This is a genomic window from Blautia glucerasea (assembly GCF_013304385.1).
GTDB classification, from domain to species: Bacteria; Bacillota; Clostridia; order Lachnospirales; family Lachnospiraceae; genus Blautia_A; species Blautia_A ammoniilytica.
The window spans coordinates 1-18,709 of the sequence record NZ_JAAITU010000059.1; the positions used below are offsets into that span (position 1 = coordinate 1).

21 protein-coding genes are annotated in these 18,709 nt (G+C 44.3%); 16 read left to right on the forward strand and 5 right to left on the reverse strand.

Translation table 11 applies throughout. The features are described from left to right. Positions 1 to 94: 94 nt before the first annotated feature. Positions 95 to 1,000, reverse strand: a complete 906-nt coding sequence (locus G5B11_RS16660) for a selenium metabolism-associated LysR family transcriptional regulator (protein ID WP_173729120.1) — start codon at positions 998 to 1,000, stop codon at positions 95 to 97. Positions 1,001 to 1,021: 21 nt separating this feature from the next. Then, positions 1,022 to 2,188, reverse strand: a complete 1,167-nt coding sequence (locus G5B11_RS16665; RefSeq protein ID WP_173729121.1) for an aminotransferase class V-fold PLP-dependent enzyme — start codon at positions 2,186 to 2,188, stop codon at positions 1,022 to 1,024. Between the two features lie 253 nt (positions 2,189 to 2,441). Here G5B11_RS16665 and yedE point away from each other — a divergent pair, with 253 nt between their 5' ends. The 9 genes from yedE (at position 2,442) to G5B11_RS16710 (ending at position 11,053) form a co-directional block, all read left to right on the forward strand. After that, positions 2,442 to 3,524 (forward strand): YedE family putative selenium transporter, encoded by a 1,083-nt coding sequence (gene yedE / locus G5B11_RS16670; protein WP_173729122.1) that lies wholly within the window; start codon positions 2,442 to 2,444, stop codon positions 3,522 to 3,524. A gap of 1 nt (position 3,525) precedes the next feature. Further along, entirely contained in the window at positions 3,526 to 3,732 is a 207-nt protein-coding gene (locus tag G5B11_RS16675) for a sulfurtransferase TusA family protein (RefSeq protein ID WP_173729123.1), read from the forward strand. Then, positions 3,729 to 3,968, forward strand: a complete 240-nt coding sequence (locus G5B11_RS16680) for a DUF3343 domain-containing protein (RefSeq protein ID WP_173729124.1) — start codon at positions 3,729 to 3,731, stop codon at positions 3,966 to 3,968. Before G5B11_RS16675 ends, G5B11_RS16680 begins: the two co-directional genes overlap by 4 nt. A gap of 223 nt (positions 3,969 to 4,191) precedes the next feature. Next, entirely contained in the window at positions 4,192 to 5,340 is a 1,149-nt protein-coding gene (locus G5B11_RS16685; protein WP_173729125.1) for an exonuclease SbcCD subunit D, read from the forward strand. Between the two features lies 1 nt (position 5,341). Further along, the gene (locus G5B11_RS16690) at positions 5,342 to 8,554 is read left to right on the forward strand and encodes an AAA family ATPase (RefSeq protein ID WP_173729126.1); all 3,213 of its coding nucleotides are present in this window, start codon (positions 5,342 to 5,344) and stop codon (positions 8,552 to 8,554) included. 13 nt (positions 8,555 to 8,567) lie between these two features. Then, complete coding sequence (locus G5B11_RS16695) at positions 8,568 to 9,200, forward strand: DUF3786 domain-containing protein (protein WP_173729127.1); 633 nt, start codon at positions 8,568 to 8,570, stop codon at positions 9,198 to 9,200. Positions 9,201 to 9,213: 13 nt separating this feature from the next. After that, positions 9,214 to 10,008 carry a transglutaminase-like domain-containing protein gene (locus G5B11_RS16700; protein WP_173729128.1) on the forward strand — a complete coding sequence of 265 codons (795 nt, stop codon included), beginning with the start codon at positions 9,214 to 9,216 and terminating at the stop codon, positions 10,006 to 10,008. Between the two features lie 27 nt (positions 10,009 to 10,035). After that, positions 10,036 to 10,749, forward strand: coding sequence for an AzlC family ABC transporter permease (locus G5B11_RS16705; protein ID WP_173729129.1), 714 nt, complete (start codon positions 10,036 to 10,038; stop codon positions 10,747 to 10,749). Beyond that, complete coding sequence (locus tag G5B11_RS16710) at positions 10,739 to 11,053, forward strand: AzlD domain-containing protein (protein ID WP_173729130.1); 315 nt, start codon at positions 10,739 to 10,741, stop codon at positions 11,051 to 11,053. Before G5B11_RS16705 ends, G5B11_RS16710 begins: the two co-directional genes overlap by 11 nt. A 55-nt stretch (positions 11,054 to 11,108) precedes the next feature. Here G5B11_RS16710 and dapF read toward each other — a convergent pair whose 3' ends face one another. Beyond that, positions 11,109 to 11,963 carry a diaminopimelate epimerase gene (gene dapF, locus G5B11_RS16715; RefSeq protein ID WP_173729131.1) on the reverse strand — a complete coding sequence of 285 codons (855 nt, stop codon included), beginning with the start codon at positions 11,961 to 11,963 and terminating at the stop codon, positions 11,109 to 11,111. Positions 11,964 to 12,201: 238 nt separating this feature from the next. On the opposite strand from dapF, the gene G5B11_RS16720 reads away from it, so the two are divergent. From G5B11_RS16720 to G5B11_RS16730, 3 genes are all read left to right on the forward strand, one after another. After that, positions 12,202 to 12,984 carry a transporter substrate-binding domain-containing protein gene (locus G5B11_RS16720; RefSeq protein WP_158421760.1) on the forward strand — a complete coding sequence of 261 codons (783 nt, stop codon included), beginning with the start codon at positions 12,202 to 12,204 and terminating at the stop codon, positions 12,982 to 12,984. 136 nt (positions 12,985 to 13,120) lie between these two features. Further along, positions 13,121 to 13,816 (forward strand): amino acid ABC transporter permease, encoded by a 696-nt coding sequence (locus G5B11_RS16725; protein WP_173729132.1) that lies wholly within the window; start codon positions 13,121 to 13,123, stop codon positions 13,814 to 13,816. After that, complete coding sequence (locus G5B11_RS16730) at positions 13,803 to 14,549, forward strand: amino acid ABC transporter ATP-binding protein (RefSeq protein WP_158421758.1); 747 nt, start codon at positions 13,803 to 13,805, stop codon at positions 14,547 to 14,549. Before G5B11_RS16725 ends, G5B11_RS16730 begins: the two co-directional genes overlap by 14 nt. An 87-nt stretch (positions 14,550 to 14,636) precedes the next feature. Here the strand turns inward: G5B11_RS16730 and G5B11_RS16735 are convergent, their stop codons facing one another. Both G5B11_RS16735 and asnA read right to left on the reverse strand, forming a co-directional pair. Then, positions 14,637 to 15,050, reverse strand: coding sequence for a CBS domain-containing protein (locus G5B11_RS16735; protein WP_173729133.1), 414 nt, complete (start codon positions 15,048 to 15,050; stop codon positions 14,637 to 14,639). Between the two features lie 24 nt (positions 15,051 to 15,074). Continuing rightward, positions 15,075 to 16,082, reverse strand: coding sequence for an aspartate--ammonia ligase (asnA, locus tag G5B11_RS16740; RefSeq protein ID WP_173729134.1), 1,008 nt, complete (start codon positions 16,080 to 16,082; stop codon positions 15,075 to 15,077). 206 nt (positions 16,083 to 16,288) lie between these two features. On the opposite strand from asnA, the gene G5B11_RS16745 reads away from it, so the two are divergent. The 4 genes from G5B11_RS16745 to G5B11_RS16760 all read left to right on the forward strand — a co-directional run bounded on the left by G5B11_RS16745 (position 16,289) and on the right by G5B11_RS16760 (position 18,600). Continuing rightward, positions 16,289 to 17,026, forward strand: coding sequence for a hypothetical protein (locus G5B11_RS16745; RefSeq protein WP_173729135.1), 738 nt, complete (start codon positions 16,289 to 16,291; stop codon positions 17,024 to 17,026). Between the two features lie 361 nt (positions 17,027 to 17,387). Next, positions 17,388 to 17,678, forward strand: coding sequence for a hypothetical protein (locus G5B11_RS16750; RefSeq protein WP_173729136.1), 291 nt, complete (start codon positions 17,388 to 17,390; stop codon positions 17,676 to 17,678). Next, on the forward strand, positions 17,675 to 18,169 hold the full coding sequence (locus tag G5B11_RS16755) for a DUF3368 domain-containing protein (protein WP_173729137.1): 495 nt from the start codon (positions 17,675 to 17,677) through the stop codon (positions 18,167 to 18,169). Before G5B11_RS16750 ends, G5B11_RS16755 begins: the two co-directional genes overlap by 4 nt. 206 nt (positions 18,170 to 18,375) lie before the next feature. Then, positions 18,376 to 18,600: a hypothetical protein gene (locus tag G5B11_RS16760; protein WP_173729138.1), complete on the forward strand. Its 225-nt coding sequence runs from the start codon at positions 18,376 to 18,378 to the stop codon at positions 18,598 to 18,600. The last annotated feature ends 109 nt before the right edge of the window (positions 18,601 to 18,709 follow it).

Genomic DNA, 18,709 nt, shown 5'->3' on the forward strand with positions numbered 1-18,709 from the left:
GGTGCGCAGGAGAAGTATGTCATGCAATTGCATGACATACTTCTCCTGCGCACCTCGCAGCAAGAATGCCGAGGCATTCTTGAATTTGTGATTTTTAAGGTGTTTCCGGATTCTGGTAGAAGCCCTCTGTAAAGTGGATAAACTGCTTTACATGGCTTTTCAGTATCCGGTTTTTATTATATACAATATAAAAGGTACGCACAGATGATACTTTATCCAAAGGAAAAAGCAGCAGCTGTTTGGAATCTGCCAGATCCCTGGCAGAGCGGTAGGAAAGAACAGAAATCCCGATGCCCTGCACAATGGATCTTCGCACAGCTTCCAGATCATTCATCCGTGCCACAATATTCAGAGAAGACTGGCTGATTCCCTGGCTCTCCAGGTAACGGTCCAGCTCTTTTTTTGTTCCGGAACCTTTTTCCCGCATGATAAAGGGCTGGTCCAGAAAATCGGCAAGCTGTGCACCCTGTTCCTGCATTTTAAGAAAATAGGGGGTTACAGGGGTGGCCAGTACCAGTTTGTCATAACAAAAAGGAATAAACTGACAATCCTTGTCCTCACTTTTACTGCCTACAAGGCCCAGGTCTATACTGCCATCCAGTACCCGCATGATCACTCCCTGGCTGTGGGATTGACAGGCATGAAAGTAGACGTTAGGGGACTGGCTGCTGAAAGCACCCAGAAGCTCCGGCAGAAGGTAGGAGGAGGGGATAGTGGAAACACCAAGGTCTATGATCTTTTTATCATTGCCAGTAAATTCATCCACCAAAGTGTTGCGCATATTTAGTATATTTACCGCACAGTCATAAAGCTGCTGCCCCCGTGCTGTAACCGTAAGCTTTTTGGTAGTCCGAAGGATCAGCTTGGAGTTCAGCTCCTGTTCCAGGGAACGGATGTGAGAACTAATGGTTGGCTGGGTAAGATAAAGATGTTTGGCAGCCTCCGAGAAGCTATTATATTCCACTACTGCCACAAAGGCTTCCAGTTGTTTGAATTCCATAGGTGTCCTTTCCGGGAAGCCTTAAAGATCCAGGATCTCTTTCAGCGCCCTTATGCAGAAGTCAATTTCATTATTTGTGTTTTGGGGACCAAAGGAAAAGCGGATGGTGCCGGCCGGGTATGTGCCCAGTGTTTTGTGGGCGTTTGGTGCACAGTGAAGCCCCACTCTTGTCATGATATGATAGTCATGATCAAGATGCCATGCCACAGAAGCCATATCTTCATCCAAAGTCTGGATGGAAACCACAGCACTTCGCATGGACAGATCCTTTCTTCCAATGATACGGATATGCTTTTCAGAAGGATCCAGTTCCATAAGTTTTTCAAGAAAATATCCGGTAAGAGAAAGCTCCTTTGTACGGATTTGCTCCATGGATAGAGGGGTCAGCTCCTTAAGTGCTGCGTGCAGGCCGAAAATACCGGGAAGATTAGGAGTTCCCGGCTCGAACCGGTCCGGCAGAAAAGAAGGAACCTCTTCTGTATGGGAAACACTGCCTGTGCCTCCGGAAATTAAAGGCTCCATCTGATCTGCCAGCTGTCCGGATATAAGAAAACCACCGGTACCTTGTGGACCGCGAAGACCTTTATGTCCTGTAAAAGCAAGACCGTCTATGTGTAATTGCTCCATATCCAGCGGAAAGATACCTGCTGTCTGGGCAGTATCTGCCAGGAAGAATAGATGATGCCTGCGGCAGATATCACCAAGCTCTGCCAGAGGCATGTGGGTGCCGCATACATTAGAGGCATGTAAAGTAATGATAGCTTTTGTGGAAGGCCTGATCATAGCTTCTGCCTGTTCAAGGATCATGGTGCCATCCCTGCGGCAGGGGATCCGGTCAAAGGAAATGCCATCTCTGGAAAGCTGGACAAGTGGACGCATCACTGCATTATGCTCCATGGAAGATACAAGTACATGATCACCTGGCCGCAGCAGTCCCTTTAAAAGCATGTTCAGGCTTTGGGTGATATTGCCTGTTAAGATCACATTTTTTGTCAGTGGAAAGTGAAAAAGCTGTGCCAGAAGCTTTCTGGTATTAAAAACTGTTTCTTCTGCTGCATAAGCATCTTCATAGCAGCCTCTGTTCACATTCGTTCCCAGGCTAGTAAGATAGGCATACATTGCCTTGGCAACTCCAGGGGCTTTGGGAAAAGAGGTACTTGCCTGATCGAAATAAATTCTGTCTGTCATGATAGAAACCTGACTTTCTGTTAATTTTACCAACTACTCAGCAGGTTATAGGAAACATACTTAGCAGATATGGTGTTGATACATAACTGTTTAGTGATGTAACAGTTACCTGCTGAATCATTCTTGTAATTAGTGTACCACAATATATTGATAAAATCTATAAATCGGCAAAAAACACTTTAATAATTAATTGGAATAAAAATAGGCTTAATGATAAAATTTCTGTATATTCAGGTAGGGAGGAAAGAGTAGTATGAATGATTCAACCACAAAAAAAGAAACCATCCTGATCATTGCGGCAGGACTTATTATCGGAGCCATTGCTGTAGGGCTGGTTTTCTTTGGTAATCCTGCAAACATGGGCTTTTGTATTGCCTGCTTTATCAGAGATACCACAGGAGCACTGGGATTCCATTCAGCAGCAGCAGTACAGTACATACGTCCGGAGATCGTAGGGCTTGTACTGGGGGCGTTTATCCTGGCTTTGGTTACAAAGGAATTTAAGCCAAGAGGCGGCTCTGCACCAGTGACAAGATTTGTCATTGCTATGTTTGTTATGATCGGATGCCTGATGTTCCTTGGATGTCCTTTCCGTATGATCCTGCGTCTGGCAGGCGGAGATTTCAATGCTTTATTTGGAATCCTTGGATTTGTAGGCGGAATCCTTCTGGGTGTTGTTTTCCTGAAAAAAGGATATACTCTGAAGCGTTCTTATTCCATGCAAAAAACAGAAGGAACGATTTTTACGGTGCTGCAGCTGGTGATCCTTGCACTTCTGGTAGCTGCACCTGCATTTATCCATTTTACAGAAACGGATGGAGGCCCTGGGGCAAAGCACGCTGCAATCGGGATCTCTCTTGTGGCCGGACTGGTGGTAGGTGCACTGGCACAGAGAACAAGACTTTGTATGGTAGGCGGTATCCGTGATGTAGTGCTGTTTGGAGAATGGAAGCTTCTTAGTGGATTCCTGGCTATTCTTGTAGCTGCATTTATTGGAAATGCAATCCTGGGATTCTGGAATCCTGGATTTGCAGGACAGCCCATTGCACATACCGACGGACTTTGGAATGCATTGGGAATGGCACTGGCAGGTTTCGGCTGTGTCCTTCTTGGCGGGTGTCCTATGCGTCAGCTGGTACTGGCAGGAGAAGGAAATACAGATTCTGCAGTTACTGTGATCGGGCTGGCAGCAGGTGCTGCTATTGCACATAATTTTGGCCTGGCATCTTCCGCAGAAGGCCCTACAGCAAATGGCAAAGCAGCGGTATTAGTGGGAATTGTAGTACTGTTGGTGATTGCAGCTTGTAATTCCATAAGAAAGAAAGGAGCAGCCTGAAATGAGAACTGTTGATGCGAGAGGGCTTTCCTGCCCGGAACCGGTGATCCTGACCAAAAAGGCACTGGAAGCAGGAGAAAGCATGTACCAGATCCTGGTGGATAATCCTACGGCAAAGGAAAATGTGACACGGTTTGCAACCCATCAGGGATATAAAGTATCTTACAAAGAAGAGGGTGAGGATTATATCCTTACACTGAAAAAATGAAGGAAGCGTATATAGCTACTTTTTATTCCCATTTTGGAGCCATGGCATTCCACAAGCAGTGTAAAGAGGCCGGATTTGAAAGCCGGATCATGCCGGTGCCAAGGACATTAAGCTCTTCCTGCGGAACCTGCGTGTGGTTCAAAGGAGACCCTGGGCAGGCTTGCAGCTGGGAGATGGAGGAACTGGAGCAGATGGTGAAATGTGTAAACAAGGGTGGCTATAAGAAGATCATGTGAATAAGAAACAAGGATAGCTATGAGATGATGATAGCTATAAGAAGATTAAGTGCTGTGAATAAGAAGAAAGGGTTACTGCGAACAAAGTGAACAGTAATAAGCAGGGCAGAGTGCATAAAAGATGTACCTGCCCTGTCTTTTTTTTGCGTGCGGAGTATGGTATGATAAAAAATACATAAAAAGCACATAAAAAGCACATATAAAGCAGAAAGAGGCAGGGTGTATGAAGTTTTTTCATTTATCAGATCTGCATATAGGTTTGAAGCTGCAGAATCGGGATCTGCGTCAGGATCAGGAATATATTTTCGGGAAAATTGCAGAATACGTACAGAAGGAAAAACCTGATGCGATTGTGATCGCCGGGGATATCTACGATAAGGCAGTGCCATCTGCGGAGGCAGTGGAAGTGTTTGACCGTTTTATCCAGGGGCTTGCACAGGCAGCACCGGAGACTGTAGTTATGATGATCAGCGGTAATCATGACAGTGCATCCAGAGTGAACTGCTTCCGGTCTGTACTTGCAAGACAGAAGCTGTACATGATCGGGCAGCCACCGCAAAGAGAAGGGGAGTATATAGAGAAAGTAAGCCTTCATGATTCCTGGGGAAAAGTGAATTTTTACCTGCTTCCTTTTGTAAAGCCATCCACTGTGAAGGCTATCACTGGCAGTGATGAAAATGGCAATAATCTTTCCTATGATGAGACTGTGCGTAGGTTGATCCAGAGGGAAAGTATCAGGAAAGAAGAACGTAACGTGATCGTCAGCCATCAGTTTTACCTGCCATCCGGCACCAGGGCAGAAGATATTCCGAGAATGGATTCGGAAATCCGTACAGTGGGTAATATTGACGAAGTCCAAAGCAGTGTGCTTGAGCCGTTTGATTATGCAGCCCTTGGCCATATCCATAAGCCAATGAAGGTGGGCAGTGAGGTGATACGATACTGTGGGACTCCTTTTCCAACATCTGTCAGCGAGGCCGGCCAGCGAAAAGGGATCCTGCAGGTAGAAATGGGCGCAAAAGGAGATGTATGTGTGAGCGTGCTTCCGCTTGAGCCCTTGCATCAGATACGGGTGATACGGGGAACATTGGAAGAAGTGGTAAATCAAAGCTGTGAGGATTATGTAACAGTGATCCTTAACGATAAGGCAGATCTGGATATTATGGATATGCAGGACAGGCTTCGCTGTGCTTTTCCAGGACTTCTTGAGATACGACGTGAGAATCTGCGTACAGCAGATTACAGCGGAGAAGTAAATGGAGAGATTCAGAAAGATCCTTTTGAACTGTGCTGTTCTTTTCTGAAGGACATGGATGAGCAGGAAAGAGAGCTTCTGAAAGATGTGATCAACTGCGTAAAGGAGGCACACTGATATGCGGCCTATAAAACTGACCATGCAGGCCTTTGGTTCTTACAGGGACAGGACGATACTGGATTTTACAAAGGCTGATCAGAATCTGTTTCTGATCACCGGAGACACAGGCGCCGGGAAAACCACGATTTTTGATGCCATTGTTTTTGCACTTTATGGAGAAGCAAGTTCCGGTGTAAATAAGAAAAACGGCACAGAATTGCAAAGCCAGTATGCAGATCCTTCCGTTGAGCCTTATGTGGAATTTGAATTTTCTGCCAGATACGGCGGAGAAAGAGAAATATATGTGGTGCGTCGTAATCCTCGTCATTTCAGACCCAATAAAAGAGGACAGGGGCAGATTGAGGAAAAGGAAAAAGTATCTTTATTTATGCCAGACGGGCGGGAATATCCTCAGAAGGAAGCGAATGCCAGACTGGTAGAAATTCTGGGACTGACTAAAAGCCAGTTTATGCAGGTGGCAATGATCGCACAGGGAGAGTTTATGGAGCTTCTGCGGGCGAAGTCTGATACCAAAAAAGAGATTTTCCGGAAGCTGTTTCATACGCAGATCTTTCAGGATATTGTGGAAGAACTGGGAAAAAGAAAAAGGGAAAAACTGTCTGAGATCGGACGGATCCGTACGGTCTGCCAGACCGAAACATCCCATCTGGTGATTCCGGAAGCAGATCCGGATATAGAAGAGATCAGTTTATTAAAGAAGCGGATCTTGGAGTCTGAACGGCTGTCTGTAGTTGACATGGAAAATCTGCTGGCAAAGCTGGAAGGATTGTGCAGCAGACTGAGAAAAGAAAAAGAGAGTCTGGAAAAGCAGGTGGAAGAAAAGAACCGTATTTATCTGAAAAAAAGGGATGAGCTAAATCTGGCAGATTCCCTGTGCCACCAGTTTGTACAGCTTGATGAGGCAAGGAGAGTACTGGCAGAGTGTGAAGAGGATCAGGAGCGGATGCAGCTTCTTACGATACAGATCCGGCAGATCAGGGATGCACAGGAGCTGCATGGGACATACCAAAGGTATGAAGATCAGAAGAAGCAGGTAGAAAATACAAGAACCCTTATCAAACATTATCAGGAAGAATTGCCTGAGATGAAAAAGGCCTGTGAGCAGGCTGCCGGAAGTGAGGAGAAGGCAAGGGAGCAGCAAAAGAAAGTACAGGAGATTTTTGCAAAGGTTTCCCAACAGGTGGAGGCTTCCCTGGAAATATTCCGGAAGATGGCTGCGCTTCAAAAGGAAATCAAAGAAAAAGAGCAGGAATCCAGACTGGCAGGCCAGACTCTTGAAAATGCCCAGACCAGTCTTAAAGAGCTGGAGACCAGACTTGGTTTATGGAAAGAGCAGGGAGAAAGACTGTCGGTTACGGACAGACAAAGAGCTTTATGGCAGGCAAAACAGGAGAATATGCTCCGGTTCCAGAAGGAACTCTCCCAGCTGTGGCAGCTGGCTAAAGATACTGTGGAACAGAAAAAGCAGGCAGAAAAAGCTCAGATGGATTATCAGAAAGCAAGGAATCTATATGATGTGAAAAACCAGGAGTACACAGTGAAAAGGACTGTATTTTTAGATGCACAGGCAGGCTTTCTTGCAAAAGAACAGCTTCGTCCGGGACAGCCCTGTCCTGTGTGTGGATCTTTGGAGCATCCATCCCCCTGCCAGATCCCGCTGGAACATCAGACCCTCACAAGAGAAGGGCTTCAGAAGCTGGGAGAGGAGCTTACGGTTTTACAGGAGGATCAGGAGAAAAAGGCTGGACTGGCCGGCACAGGAAAGAAGCTGCTTGAAGAAAAACAGGGATATTTCAAAAAGGAAGCGGACAGGCTTTGGCAGCAGATGAAACAGGCGGAGTTTGGACAAGAGGAGAATATACCAGTTCCTGGCGGATGGAAGGAACTGCTGAATTATCTGAAGGATTTTTCCATCCGATGGAATGCAGATGTGGAGAAAGAAAATTTCCGTCTGGAGCAGGCCGAAAAGGAACTGGCAGGAATACAGAAGAGCCTGAAGGATGGGGAAAAACAGAAAGAGGAGCTGCAAAAGATCAGTGAAGATGCTCTTTTGCTGGTAACAAAATGCAGTAATTTTCTTGCGGGAAAACAGGCTGCCTTACAGCAGCTGGAGCAAAGCAAAGGCTATTCTTCAAAGGAAGAGGCATTACAGGCTTTGGCTCAGATGAAAGAGAAAAAGACAAATGCAGAGAAGACCTGGAAAAAGACAAGGGAAGAACTGGATCAGATCAAAGCAAATGTAGAAAAGATGGAGGCTCTTCTTGCGAAATGTGAAGAAGAACTGCCTGTTCTGGAAAAAGACACTGCTTTGGGAAAACAGATATTTGAGAAAAAGCTTCAGGAAAAAGGCCTGACCCTGCAGCAGATGAAAGAACTGCTTTTGTACGACAATCAGCAGCTAGAGCAATTCCAGAACCAGGTGGAGGCTTATAAGGAAAGAAAGCTGGATGCAGCCAACAGGCAAAAACAGGCTGTGGAATTCATAAATGGCAGAGAAAGACCAGACATGGAAAGACTTTCAGAGGAAGTGAAAACAACCCTGGAGGAGCTGGAAGAGCTGCAGGATCATCTGACCAGGATTAAAGAAATCCATAAGGCAGATAGGGACTGCCTGGATGCCTTATCTCCAAAGATGGAGGAGCGGGCAAGGATCATGGAGGAGCACAGAAGGCTGGAAGAGCTGTACAATATGCTGGCAGGGAAAGTATCTGGAGCCAGAATGGATATTGAAACCTACGTACAAAGATATTATCTGCAGCAGATCCTGTATGCTGCCAATCAAAGATTTGAAGAAATGTCTGCCGGACAGTTTCAGCTGCGTTTGTGCGAACTGGAACGTGCAGGTGAGGGGAAAAACAGAGGGCTGGACCTGATGGTGTATTCTGCAGTTACCGGGAAGGTACGGGAAGTGCGTACCCTTTCCGGAGGAGAATCCTTTATGGCAGCTTTGTCCCTGGCCCTTGGAATGGCGGATCAGATCCAGGCTTCTTCTGCATCTGTGGATCTGGATATGATGTTTATTGATGAAGGCTTTGGTTCCCTTGATGAACATTCCAGAGATCAGGCAGTGCGTGTGCTGAAGGATATGGCATCTGGTTCCAGGCTGATCGGGATTATTTCTCATGTAACAGAGCTGAAGCAGGAAATGGAAGACCAGCTGATCGTAACAAAAGATGAAAACGGCAGTCATATCCGCTGGCAGATCAGCTAATGGGAGGAAGAAAATGTCAAATTATGATGATGTGACAGAGAACTGGAGACAAAAGTTTCTAAAGGAAATGGATCAGGAGAAAATAATAAATAAGTTCAGGCTTTGCGCAGATGACAATTATATTTATATTATCTATTTTAATCATGAATACAGGGTGGGCAGGAAAAACGGAAAGATCCAAAGAAGGGAGGAACCGGACAGAGAGGTTGGTTTTAATACCCAAATGGTGATTTATAATACTTTTTATTATGCTGTGGAAAATCCCTGTGCCTCAGGAGAACTGGTTCCTTTCAGGCAGGTAAAGAGGGTGTATCCTTTTGAAAAGGCATATCGGGAGACGGTGATTCAGACACTTCAGACTGTTTTTTCAGGACATGTGGAAGAACTGAAAAAGGCATGTGAAGCTCTGGGCGGTACCAGGCTTCCCCAGGGAGATGCAGGGTATGTGCTGCCTGTTTTTCCTTTTCTTAATATAGCTGTCCTGTTTTGGGATGGGGATGAAGAGTTTGATCCACAGGCAAATATGCTGTTTGATTCTGAAATAACTCAATTTATGCATGAAGAAGATGTTGTATGTGTGGCAGCAGATGTTGTAAAATATCTGTCGGAGGCAGCTGGCCTGAAAGAAAAAAGAATATTTGGATGATAAGGAGAGGGAAATGAAACAGAAAACAGGAAAAAGATTTTTATTATGTGCTGTAATGCTTCTGGCTGTAATGCTTTTGGCAGTACCTACCCAGGCTGCAGCCAGATACAAAAAGCAGTGGAAAAAGCAGAACCAGAACATATATTATTACAACGAAAAGGGTAAAAAGCTTACCGGGCTTTCCAAGATCGGTAAAAAGACTTTTTATTTTGACCAAAAAGGAGCACAGCATGTAGGCTGGCAGAAGATTGGCAATGATTATTATTACTTCAACATAGCCAGAGGTTCTAATGGGAGTATGGTTAAATCTGTAAAGGTGAACGGGATCACCATCGACCGTACAGGAAAAGCAAAAAAGGACAGTGCAAGCCTTAGACGACTTCGTATCCTGCTTGCAGCCAATCAGACAGTGGAGCGTATCACAAAGCCTCTGATGCCAAAGAAAGAAAAGCTGAAGATCTGTTTTGAATATGCAAAGAAGAATTTCGGATATTTCAGCTGGAGAGGCTTTTCTCCAAGAAATGGCTGGGAGATGGATTTTGCTGAAGACATGTTTTTTAGAGGAAAAGGCAACTGCTTTTCTTATGGAGCTGCCTTTGCATTTATGGCAAGTGCTGTAGGATATAAAGAGGTATACGCTATTTCATCAGGAGGCCATGGATGGGCTGAGGTGAATGGCAAGGTGTATGATCCGGACTGGGCACTGGCAAGCTCTGTAGATACATATTTTGCAATGCCTTATTCTTTAAGCGGACGTCAGGGCAGACCAAATTATCTGCCTAACCGGGCTTATGTGTCAAAGATATGATATGGTACCAGGGGGGGGAACAATCCGATGAAGAATGAAAGCTTCAAAAAAGGAATCAAAGACGGAATACCCATTGGTCTTGGGTATTTGGCAGTTTCATTTACATTTGGAATGATGTCAGTGTCTTCCGGCCTTAGCATATGGCAGGCTGTACTGATTTCCCTGACCAATCTTACATCAGCAGGCCAGTTTGCAGGCCTGGATATTATTGTGGCAGGCGGATCATACTGGGAAATGGCATTGACTCAGCTGGTGATCAATCTGCGATATTGTCTTATGTCCTTTTCTCTGTCACAGAAAATGCGAAGAGATGAGCCATGGGCACACAGATATCTGGTGGCATTTGGCATTACAGACGAGATCTTTGGTGTAAGTGCCAGCCAGGAGGGAAAGGTGAGTGCTTTTTATAATTATGGTGCCATGTGCATGGCAATTCCGGGCTGGACTCTTGGAACGCTTCTGGGAGCCATATCAGGAAGCCTGCTCCCGGATTTTATCATGAGCGCACTTGGGGTGGCTATCTATGGAATGTTTTTGGCAGTGATCATTTCGCCGGCAAAGAAGAACAAGGCAGTGCTTTTGGTGGTTGTGGCTGCTATGGCAGTCAGCACATTATTTGCAGTTGTACCAGGATTAAATAAAGTTTCATCCGGTTTTGTGATCATCATCACCACGTTAGTGACAGCAGGCGGAGCTGCTTATTTGTGTCCGGTGAAGGAGGATGAAGTACATGAGTCATAATGTATACATATATATTCTGGTAATGGCAGGTGTGACCTATCTGATCAGAGTTCTGCCCATTACACTGGCAAAAAAAGAAATTGTAAATCCATATATCAAATCATTTCTTTATTACGTGCCTTACGCATGCCTGGCTGCAATGACATTTCCGGCCATCCTGTCTGCTACTGCCAGCAGGATCTCAGCAGTGGCAGGGTTTGGTGCAGCACTGATCGCTGCATATAAAGAGAAAAGCCTTCTCACCGTTGCACTGATCGCCTGTGGGGCAGTTTTTATTGTGGAACGGATCATGGCTTTTCTGTAAAATGTTCATATGCTTTATTAATGTACCACCCTGGGATCCATGATCCCGGGGTATTTTATTCTCCAAGGAAGGAAAGATCGATCTGGCCATCAAAAACAGTTACTGCAGGACCTGTCATATAAACCAGGTTTTCGCTTCTGTTCCAGAAGATCTGAAGATCGCCGCCAAGCAGCTTCACAGTGACCGGGGTATCTGGTGAAACGTGGCCGTTTAAGATGGAAGCAACGGCTACTGCACAGGCGCCTGTACCACAGGCCAGTGTCTCGCCGGAACCCCGCTCCCATACGCGCATCTTTACAGTATGCTCATCCAGTACCTGTACAAACTCTGTGTTTATCCGATCAGGGAAATTCACATGGTTTTCAAAGGATGGACCGATCTTGGCAAGATCCAGGCTGTCTGTATCTTCTACATATACAATGGCATGAGGGTTTCCCATGGAAACAGCTGTGTAATGATATTCCTGTCCATCTACCTGGATAGGCGCATCGATCACCTGCTCCGTATCTGCAACTACAGGGATCTGTGTGGCCTGGAGGATGGGCGATCCCATATTTACACGGATCAGGCTGGCTTTGCCATCTTTGACTGTAAGATCCACATATTTTATGCCGCTTTTCGTAGCAATGGAGATGCTGGTTTTATTTACGATTCCATGATCGAATACATATTTGGCAACACAACGGATCCCGTTGCCGCACATGGCACCTTGTGAGCCGTCCAGATTGTACATGTCCATTTCACAGTCTGCCACCTGGGATGGGCGGATCAGGATCAGACCGTCCGAACCTATGCCGAAATGTCGGTCGCTGACAAATCTGGCAACTGCAGATGGATCCTTTACCGTTTCTTCAAAACAATTAATATATACATAATCATTGCCAATTCCCTGCATTTTTGTAAACTTCATATTATCAAGCCTCCTTATAGGTGTTATTTGGTCTGGAAAGTTATGCTATCCATAATAAAGGAAAAATGTTATAAAAGTGTGAACGAAAAGAAATACTGCTATAAAAATTGTTATAAAAAACTGCATGTTTATTCAAGTCTACTCTTGCATTTTAAGAAATTCATGGTAGAATTATAAAATAAAAATGAAAGAATATACAGGCTTTATGCATACAATGCCTGAAGAGGAGGAAAAGGTTATGAAAAATTCAAAAAAGTTTGCTGCTCTGGCACTGAGTACAGCAATGACCGTATCCATGGCAGCCAGCGTATCTGCTGCTGTAGAATCAAAGGATGATCTTCCGGGAGCTACCATCGGTGTTCAGCTTGGTACAACAGGAGATCTGGATGCTTCTGAATATGAGAGTGAGGGTTCTACTGTAGAGCGTTACAGCAAAGGAAGTGAAGCTGTTCAGGCATTAAAGGCAGGACAGATTGACTGCGTGATCATTGATTCCCAGCCGGCACAGAAGTTTGTTGAGAACAATGATGATCTGAAAATCCTGGACGACCCTTTTGTGGAAGAAGAGTATGCGATCTGCGTAAAGAAAGGAAATACTGACCTTCTGGACAAGATGAACGGTGCCCTGAAAGAGTTAAAAGATGAAGGTGTGATCGATGATATCATGGCGAACTACATTGGCGATGAGATCGGTGAGCATCCTTACGAGTCCCCAGAGGATGTGGATCGTTCCAATGGTACACTTGTAATGGCTACCAATGCAGAGTTTGAGCCGTATGAGTATCATGATGGCGACGACATCGTTGGTATTGATGCTGATATTGCACAGGCAATCTGCGATAAGCTTGGCTACGAGCTTCAGATCGAGGACATGGAGTTTGATTCCATTCTTGCAGCTGTGAATTCCGGAAAAGCAGATTTTGGCGCAGCAGGCATGACTGTTACTGATGATCGTAAAGAGAATGTTGACTTTACAGATACCTATGCAAATGCAAGCCAGGTAATCATTGTAAAGAAATAATGTGTAATAGGATTTTGGTGCTTTGACACCAAAGGCATAAATAATACGTAACAGAATATAAGAATTATACCGTAAACTACAGAGCTGTTGACATATGGATTGCCAACAGCTCTTTTCAAGGAAAACAGGAAGAATTATGTGGGAAAATATTAAACATGGATTTTATCTGAATTTTATTAAAGAAAACAGATATCAGTGGCTGCTGGACGGATTAAAAACAACGCTGGAGATCACAGTTTTCGCAGTGATCATTGGCGTGATCATCGGCTTTATTGTGGCAATCATCCGTTCTGCACATGACAAGAATGGAAAATTCAGGTTTTTGAATGGGATCTGTCGTGTATACCTTACCGTGATTCGTGGTACGCCTACCATGATCCAGCTGCTGATTATGAACTTTGTTATTTTTGGCTCAGTAACTGTGAATAAGATCATTGTGGGCGGTCTTGCTTTTGGTATTAATTCCGGCGCTTATGTGGCAGAGATCGTCCGTTCAGGAATCATGTCCATTGATCAGGGGCAGACAGAGGCTGGACGCAGCCTGGGACTGAATTTCTCCCAGACAATGCGCATGATCATCATCCCTCAGGCTTTTAAAAATATACTGCCTGCACTGGTTAATGAATTTATCGTTTTGATCAAGGAAACTTCAGTGGTGGGTTACATCGGTATGATGGATTTGACAAAGGGCGCAATGCTGATCCAGAGCCGTACTTATGATCCTACCTGGCCGCTGTTTGCAGCAGCTGCCATTTATCTGGCACTTGTAATGACTCTTACTTACTTTATGAACAAACTGGAGAGGAGGCTGCGTACGAATGAGCGTGGATAAATCAAAAGTCCTGATCCAGGTACAGGAGCTTCAAAAAGCTTTTGGTGCCAATGTGGTCCTGAATGGGATCAGCACAGATATTTGTCAGGGAGAGGTAGTAGCGATCATCGGGCCTTCCGGTTCCGGTAAATCTACATTTCTCCGTTCTCTGAATCTTCTGGAAGAGCCTACCGGAGGTAAAATCCTGTTTGAAGGTACAGATATTACAGATCCTAAGGTAGATATTAACCGTCACAGACAGAAAATCGGGATGGTGTTCCAGCAGTTCAATCTGTTTCCTCACAAAACAGTAAAGGAAAACATCATGCTTGCTCCGGTTGCATTAAAGCTGATGACAAAGGAAGAGGCTTCTAAAAAGGCTGATGACCTGCTGGCAAGGGTTGGTCTTCCAGACAAGGCCAATGCTTATCCGGACATGCTTTCCGGTGGACAGAAGCAGCGTATTGCCATTGCACGTTCCCTTGCAATGAATCCGGATGTGATGCTTTTTGATGAGCCTACGTCAGCACTTGACCCGGAGATGGTTGGAGAAGTTCTGGAATTGATGAAAGAGCTGGCAGAAAGTGGCATGACTATGGTAGTTGTCACCCATGAGATGGGATTTGCAAGGGAAGTGGCAACAAGAGTGGTATTTATTGATGATGGGAAAATCCAGGAAGAAAATATCCCTGAAGAATTTTTTAAAAATCCCAAGAATCCAAGACTTAAGGAATTCCTTTCCAAGGTATTGTGAAAAAAAGAATATTGGGAAGGACTGCAGGAGCGAAAAGCAGGGAGCAATCTGTGAAATCATAATTTGTATAAAGAAAAACGAGGCTGATCAACAGTCTCGTTTTTGCATTTCAGAGTAACAATATTTAATGATGGCTTTACGGGTGATGATCCCGATAAAAAAGCCCTGATCATCTACAACCGGAACATAATTCTGGTTAATGGCACGGTCTACCAGATCTTCCATATCAGAATTGATATGTACCGGCTTGTAATTGGCACGGCGTGGAATGGCCATGATCGGTACACTCTCTGCATCTTTCAGGTCTGAGATCTCCAAACGCTGCATGCCCCAGAGAAGATCTCCTTCTGAAATCGTGCCGGTGTATTTGCCGTCCGGACTTAATAAGGGAATACAGGAGAATTTTCTGTGTTCCATTTTTTCAAGAGTCTGCCGCAGGGTTTCATTTTCAAAAATATATGCTACCTCGCTTTTGGGGGTTAAAAAAAATAATATATTCACAATGGATCCCTCGTTCCTGTTCTTTTATAAGAGCGGTATGCCGCCCTGTGCTGCTTTTTCCTGGATCTCCTCTGGCCAAAGAGAAACATGGACTTCCCCGATATGTGCCTTGCGAAGGAAGAACATACAGATACGTGACTGTCCGATACCACCGCCGATGGTATAAGGCAGCTCCTTATTCAGAACCGCTTTCTGGAAGGGAAGCTCTCTCCGGTCGTCACATCCTGCTTCTGTCAGCTGTTTATCCAGAGTATCTTCATCCACGCGGATACCCATGGAAGAAAGCTCAAGGGCAATGTCAAGTACAGGATAGTATACCAGGATATCGCCGTTTAATTCCCAGTCATCATAGTCCGGGGCACGGCCGTCATGACGTTCTCCATTGGTAAGGGTCTTTCCTACCTGCATCAGGAAAACAGCACCTTTTTCTTTGACGATCTTGTATTCTCTTTCCTTTGGGGTGAGCTCCGGATACATATCTACCAGCTCCTGTGTGGAAACAAAAGCAATCTCCCGGGGCAGGATCTCTTCTATGTAGTCATATTGTACAGCCATATATTTCTCTGTTTTCCGAAGAACGCTGTAGATAGTACGAACCGTGGAAATCAAGGTCTCCATGTTGCGCTCTTCTTTGGAAATGATCTTCTCCCAGTCCCACTGATCTACATAGACAGAATGAATATTATCCAGATCCTCATCCCTGCGGATGGCTACCATATCAGTGTACAGACCTTCCCCATGGGAAAAGCCGTATTTTTTGAGGGCATATCTTTTCCATTTGGCAAGGGAATGGACGATCTCAGCTGGTTGCTCCTGGCCTTTGATATCAAAGCTTACAGGGCGTTCTACGCCATTCAGATTGTCATTAAGGCCGGATGAAGGATCAACAAAAACAGGGGCTGATACACGGAGAAGGTTCAGCTTCTGTGCCAGTGTCTGCTGGAAAAAATCTTTGACAGTTTTAATTGCTACCTGGGTATCGTGGAGATTCAGGTCTGCATGATAACCCATGGGAATGATCAGTTGTTCCATAGGAACCTCCTTGTTATATATTTAAAATCATCTTTACAGTCATAAAAAGATATCTGTGCAAAGAACAGTATAATTATAACAGGAAAATATGTAAATGGCAATTTACACCTTGAAAGAATTATATAAAATAGATAATATATTAATATTAGAAGGAAAAATAGATGTAATATGGCTGTAGTATGAGGATGGCAGGAAGGAGTTTTACAATGAGAAAAGAATGTCAGGTATGCGGCGGTCCGATTGTCAATGGAAGGTGCAAGCTTTGCGGCATGCCATATCGAAATGATGAGATTTTATATCACCTGAATGAGAATCGAAGAGATCATTATAAGCATGCCTCTTGGAGAGCCAGGATTATGATGGAGGATGAGGAACGTCCTTTGGGTGATAAGAAGATACAGGAGTATCCGCAGGATGGACAGAAAAGGTCAAAGCCAGCCACAGGGAGAGGCACCAGGGCGGCAGGGAGAAGTCAAGGTGCGCATCAGACTGTGAGAGGAAATGCACAGCCAGCCGCCAGAACTGTCAATAGGGAAAGGAAACGGAGAAGAGGAAGTGTCATATGGTTTATGGCATTGATTATTTTGATCAGTGTTGTACCGGCAGTAATCGAAGAATTGAAGGACAGGACAGACTCTGCTTATCAGGAAACGTATGACAACCTGACAGAAGATTCCTGGGAGGAAGCGGACACAGTTCTTACTTTGACAGGTGATGATCTACTACTGGTGGGAACAGACCTGGAAGCAGGATCTTATATCTTCACTGTGACAAAAGGGTATGCGAATATTCGTGTAGAACATAATGGACACAGTGCGATGTATGGGCTGGCACAGGATAATGAGAGAAAATTTTATCTTTTAGAAGGGGATATGATCTGGCTGGAGCATTCTTCCCAGGATACAGATACAGAAAATGCAGAAGTAGAGATACAGGGGATTTGAAAAGGGGAGCTGCCGGATGTTTCGGGGAGAGTATAAATCCAAAGAGAAACACCCGGTAGGGGAGCTACCGGGTGTTTCGAGGGGAGTATAAATAATTAAATAAGGGGTTATAAACGGCATGGTTTGATAGGGCGCGAAATGGCGTAAATACGCGGAAAATCGGGTGTCGAAGTTTACTGGGATTCATATTTGGGGATGGCATCTTGGACATATTTTGGACATGAAAGTGGAATAAGAGAGCGAGGAAAAACTTATTTTTCAATGTATCAGTTGTAGAAAAGGAGAATATTAGCTATAATATAAAAAAGGAGCAAACTGTTGAAGGATAATTACATGACGCACAGAGAAGGGATGTGATATTATGGTAACAACAGAATCTGTAACTATTAAAGTTCCGGTAGGAATGTCAAAATATCTGGTAACTATGACACCAGAAACTGAGCTTACCAGAAATGCACTATTACTCTATCCTTATATATTAAATCAGACAATATCCCATGGTCGGGCTGCAGAAATATTGGGTATCAGAAAATCGGATCTGATAGATTTGTATGATAAGTTGGGATACTCCTATTTTGATATGACTATGGATGATCTGGATGATGAATTAAATACTTTCAGAGAACTTAAAAAGAAGGAGACTGCGGTATGATCGTTGTGTCAGATACCACACCGCTGATATCACTTCTAAAAATCAATCAGTTGGATTTGCTTGAAAAACTATTTGGAGAAGTTCTTATTCCAGAGGCAGTTTTTAATGAATTAACTGTAGATGAACGCTTTCAACTGGAAGCTCAGTTGATTAGACAGAAGGAGTTTATTGCAGTAAAGCCGGTCAATAACCTTGAATCAGTCAGTATATTGAAAAGAGCAACTGGTCTTGACCAGGGGGAGAGTGAAGCAATTGTTTTGACGGATGAATTAAAAGCGGATTTACTGCTGATGGATGAAGCCAAAGGAAGAAATGTATCAGCACAGATGGGACTTAGAATTATGGGAACCATAGGGATTCTTATAGCAGCATATGAGGAACATGAATTAACGGCTGATGAGGTAAGAGAGTGTGTTGATGGTTTGCAGCGTGCAGGACGGCATATCGGACAAAGACATTATCAGATGTTGTTGGAACGATTAAAGGGTTAAAGATTAATAGTTAGAGACGGTATTGACAAAGTTTTTTATTGCTTATAGAGAAATGGAAGAGGCTGGAAATTTGAATTCTGGTCTCTTTTTTTATATCTTCAAATCTGCAACAAGATGTAAAAAATTAAATATGCTCATAGAAGGGAGAAATGGAACCAGAGCAGGTTCGGAACATTATGGACAGTATGATAAGAAAATTATATAGCATGGAACTGGAAGAACTAGGACGGAGCGGCTGGCAGGATGAAAAATTACTGTCAGAAGTCAGAAAACTTCTGGAAGAGAACAAGGCTTTTATCCAGGTTGAAGATAAAACTGGACGTGAGGGTGCTGATTTGGCGTTTGCGATTGCTAAGATAGGAGAAGAAATTGGTTTTACGCAAGGATTCAAGTGTGCCTTTCAGCTTTTTATGGAATGCAGAAGGGAATAGGTTCAAATGGTACAAGATATTAACGAAAAGGCTATGCGTGGGGAATACGCATAGTGATATGCTACCCTCATATAGGACAATGAAATATAAAAGTCCTATATGGGGGTAT

Coding starts and splice junctions, on each gene's coding strand:
- G5B11_RS16660 (WP_173729120.1), bottom strand. CDS start 1,000: ATGGAATTCAAACAACTGGAAGCCTTTGTGGCAGTAGTGGAATATAAT.
- G5B11_RS16665 (WP_173729121.1), bottom strand. CDS start 2,188: ATGACAGACAGAATTTATTTCGATCAGGCAAGTACCTCTTTTCCCAAA.
- yedE (WP_173729122.1), top strand. CDS start 2,442: ATGAATGATTCAACCACAAAAAAAGAAACCATCCTGATCATTGCGGCA.
- G5B11_RS16675 (WP_173729123.1), top strand. CDS start 3,526: ATGAGAACTGTTGATGCGAGAGGGCTTTCCTGCCCGGAACCGGTGATC.
- G5B11_RS16680 (WP_173729124.1), top strand. CDS start 3,729: ATGAAGGAAGCGTATATAGCTACTTTTTATTCCCATTTTGGAGCCATG.
- G5B11_RS16685 (WP_173729125.1), top strand. CDS start 4,192: ATGAAGTTTTTTCATTTATCAGATCTGCATATAGGTTTGAAGCTGCAG.
- G5B11_RS16690 (WP_173729126.1), top strand. CDS start 5,342: ATGCGGCCTATAAAACTGACCATGCAGGCCTTTGGTTCTTACAGGGAC.
- G5B11_RS16695 (WP_173729127.1), top strand. CDS start 8,568: ATGTCAAATTATGATGATGTGACAGAGAACTGGAGACAAAAGTTTCTA.
- G5B11_RS16700 (WP_173729128.1), top strand. CDS start 9,214: ATGAAACAGAAAACAGGAAAAAGATTTTTATTATGTGCTGTAATGCTT.
- G5B11_RS16705 (WP_173729129.1), top strand. CDS start 10,036: ATGAAGAATGAAAGCTTCAAAAAAGGAATCAAAGACGGAATACCCATT.
- G5B11_RS16710 (WP_173729130.1), top strand. CDS start 10,739: ATGAGTCATAATGTATACATATATATTCTGGTAATGGCAGGTGTGACC.
- dapF (WP_173729131.1), bottom strand. CDS start 11,963: ATGAAGTTTACAAAAATGCAGGGAATTGGCAATGATTATGTATATATT.
- G5B11_RS16720 (WP_158421760.1), top strand. CDS start 12,202: ATGAAAAATTCAAAAAAGTTTGCTGCTCTGGCACTGAGTACAGCAATG.
- G5B11_RS16725 (WP_173729132.1), top strand. CDS start 13,121: ATGTGGGAAAATATTAAACATGGATTTTATCTGAATTTTATTAAAGAA.
- G5B11_RS16730 (WP_158421758.1), top strand. CDS start 13,803: ATGAGCGTGGATAAATCAAAAGTCCTGATCCAGGTACAGGAGCTTCAA.
- asnA (WP_173729134.1), bottom strand. CDS start 16,082: ATGGAACAACTGATCATTCCCATGGGTTATCATGCAGACCTGAATCTC.
- G5B11_RS16745 (WP_173729135.1), top strand. CDS start 16,289: ATGAGAAAAGAATGTCAGGTATGCGGCGGTCCGATTGTCAATGGAAGG.
- G5B11_RS16750 (WP_173729136.1), top strand. CDS start 17,388: ATGGTAACAACAGAATCTGTAACTATTAAAGTTCCGGTAGGAATGTCA.
- G5B11_RS16755 (WP_173729137.1), top strand. CDS start 17,675: ATGATCGTTGTGTCAGATACCACACCGCTGATATCACTTCTAAAAATC.
- G5B11_RS16760 (WP_173729138.1), top strand. CDS start 18,376: ATGGAACTGGAAGAACTAGGACGGAGCGGCTGGCAGGATGAAAAATTA.